Here is a 6,279-nt window from a genome sequence, read left to right as displayed (position 1 = left end):
ACCAGGTCGGCATTAACGAGCGCCAGGCCGCTAGCCCACACGCCTTCCGGCGGTCAAGGACGACAATGACATCACGAGTCCCAGGAACGCCGCCTTATTGGCCGACCGGCGGCTGACTGTTCGTCGACGCTTTTCTTCGACTCAGAAGATCGTTTTGCCGACGCCGATCGCCCTGGCGTGATCCAACAAGTATCAACGAGGCGAAGATCGACGGCGCCGATTCGAGGTAGGGAGGACGTATCGTTCCTTTACGTTAACACCAGGTCGGCATTAACGAGCGCCAGGCCGCTAGCCCACACGCCTTCCGGCGGTCAAGGACGGTCGACGAGGTGTGTAAGCTCGGGATCAAGAAAATCCAGCTGCCCCCGTATCCGGTCATAATTACAGGTGTTCCCAACAGGGCAGCGTCGAAAGCACCAAGACCCCAGCCTTCGGTGCGAGCCAACGACACGTAGCAGTTGCCGCGCTGATGCAAGGCTAACATCTGCGCGTCCTCTAGTGACTCATCTGGAATTACAAAGATTGGAGGAGTGGCTCCCTATCCTTCAGCATTCGGCGAAGCTCAAGCATTGGCGAAGGATGACGGCGCCGGAAGGCATTACGCCAATGACGGTGCCAGCGAGTAACATCATTCCGACTGGTCTTAACCAGCAAAGACACAGGATCATTCGCCCCAAATGCTCGTAAGAATGCCTGAACAACCAAGTTAGGCGCTTTGCGGTTGGACCAATGGCCAATGCTATAGAACATAAATCGGTCAGGCGATGTTGCGGTTGCTGGAAGCCATCTGTAATCCGCTTCACGCAGAACCTGACCCGGCAAGTCACCGAACTGGCTAAGATGAGGAACCACATGGATCGGGACAGTTACGCCGGAGTGGCGAAATACTTCGACATTCCACGAGCAGGGCACGACTACCGCGTCGAGTTGGTTGAGGATAGCTGGCCAGTGATCTGGAAGGCGTTCAAGCTCCCATACTGTGTAGCCCAAGACTCGCTTCCCCTTCGATCGCGCTTCTGCAACCCACGGAGCGTAGTATTCGGGAACCGTATGGATCACCATAAGATCGTAGTCGCCACCTTTCGCTAAAAGGCCAGCGAGTACTGAATCACCGAGCTGCAATTCACTAGATGGCGAATAGCCGTGTTTGTTAGGTAACATCGGTGTCCAGGAGATATTCTGACCGGCGCGATAGAATGCGAACAAATATGATTTTGCCGCAACAGCATAACCTGTATTGTCGGCCCAGGAGATGTATCTGATCTTCATCTTAACGCCCTGTAAGCCTATCTAGATAATAGCGACCGAATCCACGTAATAGGCCTAAGAGGCGCGATGCAAAAGAGAGACCGCGCCAAGGTGGCAGTGAGAAGGCCTGGATGATTGAGGAGATTACGGTGCGACTGCCCCATCGAAGCACATGCGATTTTGGGCTTTTTGCAATTAACGCACCGTCGCCAATGGCGTAGCTGTGAAACCTCTTTGCTGACCACCTGTTGAAGGGCGGTATTTTACTCGGATGCTGCATCTGAATGGTTGGACTATAGTAGGCGCAGGCATGACCGTGCAGCTCGAAGAGCCGATTCACAAGTTCGATTCCTTCTGCGGCCGGGTAGCGAGTGCCAGGTCCGAAACGTTCGTCAAAGCCGCTCACAGAAGCATAAGCCTTTGCGTCGACAAAAAGAGTTGCCTCAGTCACTGAAGAGAACATGGTTGCGGGCGTAAAAGCGCTTGGCTCGGTTTTCCAGCGCAACACATTTGCAAGCCCACCTTCGTCAACGGTCTGGCCAGTAATGATTTTTAAGGCCGGATTGGCGCTCTGAATACGAGCAAACTCGGCCAAAGCATTCGGTCGCAGTTCACAGTCGTCATCTGGGAAACTTAGCCAGTCGCCCGATGCCAGCGAGGCGCCGTGGTTTCGTGCTCTCGATGCGCCTCGGAAGTTTACCTGCAAGTGGTGGAGAGGTAACCGGGGCAAATATTTAGGGATCAACGAGGCAGCTCGGTCGTCGCTGTTCTGATCCACGATGATGACTTCGAAAGATGGCGCCCTTTCTTGATCGCAAAGGCTTTCAAGGCAGGCCACGAGAGTACCGTTATCAGACAGGGTAGCAATGATGAGGCTGAGCATGGTCGTACTGCCTCTCCAGCACGAGTGATGAGTTCACTTCCCGAAAGGAGTTCAGCAAGAGGCGCCATAACTATGGGGCTTGGCGACTCATATCCGGGCTTGTGTTAAGATCGGTGCCGCAGCATCTCAACAAAGCCGGTCAAGGAGCCTTGTGTGAAGTTGCGGAATGCGACTTTGTGATGACCGTTCACTAACATGGACTAGGAAGCAGCGTCGACCGATTAACTGACATACACAGATCTTATGCTACTTGCGCTGGCGGAAGCGTTATAGGCGTCGGCCTCGATGCCGTCGCCGAAGCACAGATAAGCCAAGTCGATGAAGGGTCGCGCGCCAGTGCGGACAAGACTCTCGCGATCTGATCCCACTGTGCATCCGAGCGATTTGCCCCGTTATGATTGCGGCAGCAGACATGGAGAAGGACGACGTCCTCGGCGATCAGTCGGTTAAGGTCTGCAAGCATTTGCTCGGATTTAATGCCGCGGGTTTCGGGGTCGAAATAGGGGTAAGTCGCGACCTTAAGGCCGGATTGATGGCGACCGGGTCTTGGCTGTTTAGGTAAGTCATGCGTTCATAATTAATGGCCTCGAAAAAACTTTTGAATCGTCGCTACACTTGAATAAGCCTAAATGGCCAAAAGAACTTTCGCGCTGCTAAGCATTTGAATTTTGTATCCAGCATACATACTCATCAGCTTCGTCGGCGGCTATGCGGACACTCGCTAAAGCTCTGCCAGCAACCGAAATTCCTGCTAACTCTTTGTTTTCATGCAACTTTTAACTAACCTGTGCGTCTATGCTTCGCGGTGGGGAAACACCATGGAGCCTCGAATGAAGAAGAATGTTCTGGTTACGTCTGTCGCATTCATCCTCGCGACCACTTCTATGACTTTCGCCCAAGACCTGAATGTCGGCGGCGCGGGTGCCGACGCGTCGGCTGGCGCCTCGGTAGAAACACCAAGCGTTGACGCAGACGCAAGCACCAGCACCTCGCTGGATGCAGGTGCCACCGTATCTAGCGATGCCAGCAGCACTGCCGACACATTGGGGTCGCTGATCGCATCTCTGTCAGGATCTGCCGACGTCGATGTTTCCGCTGTCACCGACGAAGCGTCCGTAACCATCGTGCTCTTGTCTTCCTACGCTGCCGACGCGCAGAGTGAAGCATTCGATGCTGCTCTGGAGGCCAATGCAGATGCGCAGGCCGAACTTCGTTCGAAGGTCGATGGTAACGCCGCTATTCAGGCAAAGCTTGCTGCTGAAGGCTTTACTTCAAGCGATGTCATCAGCCTGCAAAGCAATGCTGAAGGCAGCGTCACTGTAATCGTGGACGATCGCTCGTAATATAGCCTTAGTGTCTGGGAGCCCCTAGGTTAGCCCTGGGGGCTCTTCATTTTTGCCGATGTGCTAGTCGATCAAGTCTTTTGGGGCGTTAATTTCTCACCTGCGGAGGCGCATCTTCGTGGGTGTAATTTCTAGAACTTATAAAACATTGCCAGTTCGTATCAGGGTGGCACCCAGCCAGCGGTTAAAGATCGACCGAATTAGAGCAAATCTTGGGGAACAGACAAATATCCGACGATGGTTTCGAACTTCAAGATGTTTGAGCGGCATGGCTGAGCTAGGACCAAAATATATCCCAAACTTCGAATGATAGTGGAGCAAACGCTATTGGTGACGGGATCGCATGACCGACCAGCCAGTCAAAGGAGTAGACACCGTAATGGGCGTTCTAAAACAACGAACGAGTCTGACCGGGTAATGCAATGACCCCGTTGCCAACAGAGATCGCTTTGCTCGGTTCAGCTATTGACGACATTGTGGGTGCTGACGTTCGTCTAAGGTAGGGTTGTCTGGTTGGCGACTGGCTAGAGCGTTAGCGAGCTAAGCGTTGCGACGAAGCGCTTGGTACTCTCGTCTTGCGGCGCGCGAAACACCTGCTGTGCCGGGCCGGACTCCACGACATTGCCGCCTTCCAAGAACACCACATTGGTGGCGATGGTCGCGGCAAGACGGAGGTCATGCGTGGCCATCAGCATGGTTGTGCCTTCGCGGGCGAGCTGCGCCAAGACCTCCACCACTTCGATGGCGAGTTGCGGATCGAGCGCAGAGGTCGGCTCGTCGCAGAGCAGCACCTTTGGTGCCGGCGCCAAGGCCCGCGCAATGGCGACGCGTTGCTGTTGGCCACCGGAAAGACTCGAGGGCCAGGCGTCGGCCTTTTCGCGCATGCCGACCTTGTCGAGCAGTGCCATAGCCCTGCCCCGCGCCTGTTCGCGCGGCTGGCCGAGGACGGTCACGAGGCCTTCCATGACATTTTCCAGCGCCGTTTGGTGCGGAAAGAGCTGAAAGTTCTGGAACACCATGCCGGTCTTGCGGCGCAGGGCCAGCACGGCGTCCTGCCGCGGCTTGCTGCCGGGTGAAAGATGCACGTGGGCGTCGTCGATACGCACGTCGCCCGATTGCGGCGTTTCGAGCAGGTTGACGCAGCGCAACAGCGTGCTCTTGCCGCTGCCCGACGCCCCGATCAGCGCGGTGACGCCGCCCTCCGGCACCTCGATGCTGACGCCCCTCAGCACATGGTTGGTGCCAAAGCTTTTCTCGATCTTGTCCAGCCGGATCATGACGCGGCCTCGATGCTGCCGCCATAGCGCGACAGGCGTTTTTCGAGGCGCCCCTGCAGGTTCGAGAGGACGGAGCTCAGGACCAGGTAAATTAGCGCCACCTCCACATAAAGGATCAGCGGCTCATAACTCGTGGCGACGATGCGCTGTCCGGCACGGAAGAGCTCGGGCACGGTGATGGCCGCGGCGAGCGAAGTGTCCTTCACCAGCGAAATGAAAGTGTTGGAGAGCGGCGGCACGGCGATGCGGGTGGCCTGCGGCAGGATGGTGCGGCGCATGGCCTGCGACCAGGTCATGCCGATCGAGAATGCTGCCTCCCACTGACCCTTGGGCACGGCCAGCAGCACGGCCCGGATGATCTCGGACGTATAGGCGCCCACATTGAGGGTAAAGCCGATCAGCGCTGCGGGGAATGCGTCGAGCGTGACGCCGACGCTGGGCAGGCCGTAAAGATCAAAAAGAGCTGCACCAGAAGCGGCGTGCCGCGAATGATCCAGACATAGAAGCGGACGATCCAGGCGATCGGCGCTGGAGCGAAAAGGCGGAGCACCGCCGCAAAGAAGCCGACCGTGAGGCCGAAGACGAAGCTCAACAAGGTCAGCGGCACGGTGAACAACACGCAGGCCCAAAGCAGGGAGGGCAGCGAGTCGAGCATCAGGGACAGCCAATGCGGCATGGGCACTTTCCACGAAAAAGGGACCGGCCGATTCTCGGCCGATCCCCAAGGATGTTATCCGGTAAAGTCGCTTACTGCGACACGTCCTCGCCGAAGTACTTTTCGGAGATTTCGGCATAGGTGCCGTCGGTCTTGATGGCTTCCAGCGCCTCGTTGATTGCCGCCAGGAGTTCCGGCTTGTTCTTGGCAAGGATCACGCCAGAATAGTCGGCGTCCTCGGCCGTCGCCACGACCTTGACCGGCGCGTCGGGCTGCTGGGTCTTGAAGTCGAAGAAGGAAAGGCTGTCGTTGATGGTGGCGTCGGCGCGGCCCTGGATGACGAGGGCGATCGACTGGTCGAAGCCTTCGGTGCCGACGAGTTCGGCACCATAGCTCTGGGCGAGCTTGCCGAAGTTGGAGGTCAGCGACTGGGCCGAGGTCTTGCCGGAGAGCGATTCAAAGCTCGTGATGTCGGTATTGTCGTCCTTGACCACCAGCGCAGCCTTGGAGGCGATGTAAGGCTCGGAGAAATCGTACTTGGCCTGGCGCTCTTCGTTAATGCCGACCTGGTTGATGACGACGTCATAGCGGTTGGCGTCGATGCCGGCGATCAAGCCGTCCCATGGTCCTTCGACGAACTGGGCTTCGACGCCCAAATGCTCGGCGATGGCGCGGCCGATTTCGACGTCGAAACCGACGAGTTCACCGCTGGCATCGTGGAAGGTGAAGGGCGCGTAGGTGCCTTCGGTGCCGATGCGCAGCGCGCCGGCGGACTGAACCTGTTCAAGCGCATTCTGGGCGAAAGCGGGGGTGGCGAGGCCAGCCAGCAGAGCACCGGCCAAAAGAAGTTTCGAGAATGTCATGGTCGTCTCC

At 57.0% G+C, this 6,279-nt stretch carries 5 protein-coding genes and 2 pseudogenes; 1 reads left to right on the top strand and 6 read right to left on the bottom strand.

Going from position 1 to position 6,279, the window contains the following annotated elements:
* Window positions 1–513: 513 nt before the first annotated feature.
* The 3 genes and pseudogenes from G5575_RS07405 to G5575_RS22150 all read right to left on the bottom strand — a co-directional run.
* Entirely contained in the window at window positions 514–1,269 is a 756-nt protein-coding gene (locus G5575_RS07405) for a glycosyltransferase family protein (RefSeq protein WP_164533683.1), read from the bottom strand.
* 1 nt (window position 1,270) lies between these two features.
* Window positions 1,271–2,131: a glycosyltransferase family 2 protein gene (locus G5575_RS07400; RefSeq protein ID WP_164533682.1), complete on the bottom strand. Its 861-nt coding sequence runs from the start codon at window positions 2,129–2,131 to the stop codon at window positions 1,271–1,273.
* Between the two features lie 241 nt (window positions 2,132–2,372).
* A pseudogene (locus tag G5575_RS22150) lies at window positions 2,373–2,648 on the bottom strand (aminotransferase class I/II-fold pyridoxal phosphate-dependent enzyme); the annotation flags it as partial.
* Window positions 2,649–2,961: 313 nt separating this feature from the next.
* On the opposite strand from G5575_RS22150, the gene G5575_RS07390 reads away from it, so the two are divergent.
* The gene (locus tag G5575_RS07390; protein WP_164533681.1) at window positions 2,962–3,474 is read left to right on the top strand and encodes a hypothetical protein; all 513 of its coding nucleotides are present in this window, start codon (window positions 2,962–2,964) and stop codon (window positions 3,472–3,474) included.
* 524 nt (window positions 3,475–3,998) lie between these two features.
* Here G5575_RS07390 and G5575_RS07385 read toward each other — a convergent pair.
* The 3 genes and pseudogenes from G5575_RS07385 to G5575_RS07375 all read right to left on the bottom strand — a co-directional run bounded on the left by G5575_RS07385 (window position 3,999) and on the right by G5575_RS07375 (window position 6,269).
* Window positions 3,999–4,751 carry an amino acid ABC transporter ATP-binding protein gene (locus G5575_RS07385; RefSeq protein WP_164533680.1) on the bottom strand — a complete coding sequence of 251 codons (753 nt, stop codon included), beginning with the start codon at window positions 4,749–4,751 and terminating at the stop codon, window positions 3,999–4,001.
* Window positions 4,748–5,427: pseudogene (locus tag G5575_RS07380) on the bottom strand (amino acid ABC transporter permease). Before G5575_RS07380 ends, G5575_RS07385 begins: the two are co-directional and overlap by 4 nt.
* Window positions 5,428–5,498: 71 nt before the next feature.
* Window positions 5,499–6,269: an amino acid ABC transporter substrate-binding protein gene (locus G5575_RS07375; protein ID WP_164533679.1), complete on the bottom strand. Its 771-nt coding sequence runs from the start codon at window positions 6,267–6,269 to the stop codon at window positions 5,499–5,501.
* Window positions 6,270–6,279 lie beyond the last annotated feature (10 nt).

This window comes from Devosia aurantiaca (assembly GCF_011058215.1).
In the GTDB taxonomy this organism is placed as follows: domain Bacteria; phylum Pseudomonadota; class Alphaproteobacteria; order Rhizobiales; family Devosiaceae; genus Devosia; species Devosia aurantiaca.
This window is presented reverse-complemented; position numbering and strand designations above follow the sequence as displayed.

What these genes read in the sequence shown, in the direction of transcription:
- G5575_RS07405 (WP_164533683.1), bottom strand. Translation starts at nt 1,269, where the DNA reads ATGAAGATCAGATACATCTCCTGGGCCGACAATACAGGTTATGCTGTT.
- G5575_RS07400 (WP_164533682.1), bottom strand. Translation starts at nt 2,131, where the DNA reads ATGCTCAGCCTCATCATTGCTACCCTGTCTGATAACGGTACTCTCGTG.
- G5575_RS07390 (WP_164533681.1), top strand. Translation starts at nt 2,962, where the DNA reads ATGAAGAAGAATGTTCTGGTTACGTCTGTCGCATTCATCCTCGCGACC.
- G5575_RS07385 (WP_164533680.1), bottom strand. Translation starts at nt 4,751, where the DNA reads ATGATCCGGCTGGACAAGATCGAGAAAAGCTTTGGCACCAACCATGTG.
- G5575_RS07375 (WP_164533679.1), bottom strand. Translation starts at nt 6,269, where the DNA reads ATGACATTCTCGAAACTTCTTTTGGCCGGTGCTCTGCTGGCTGGCCTC.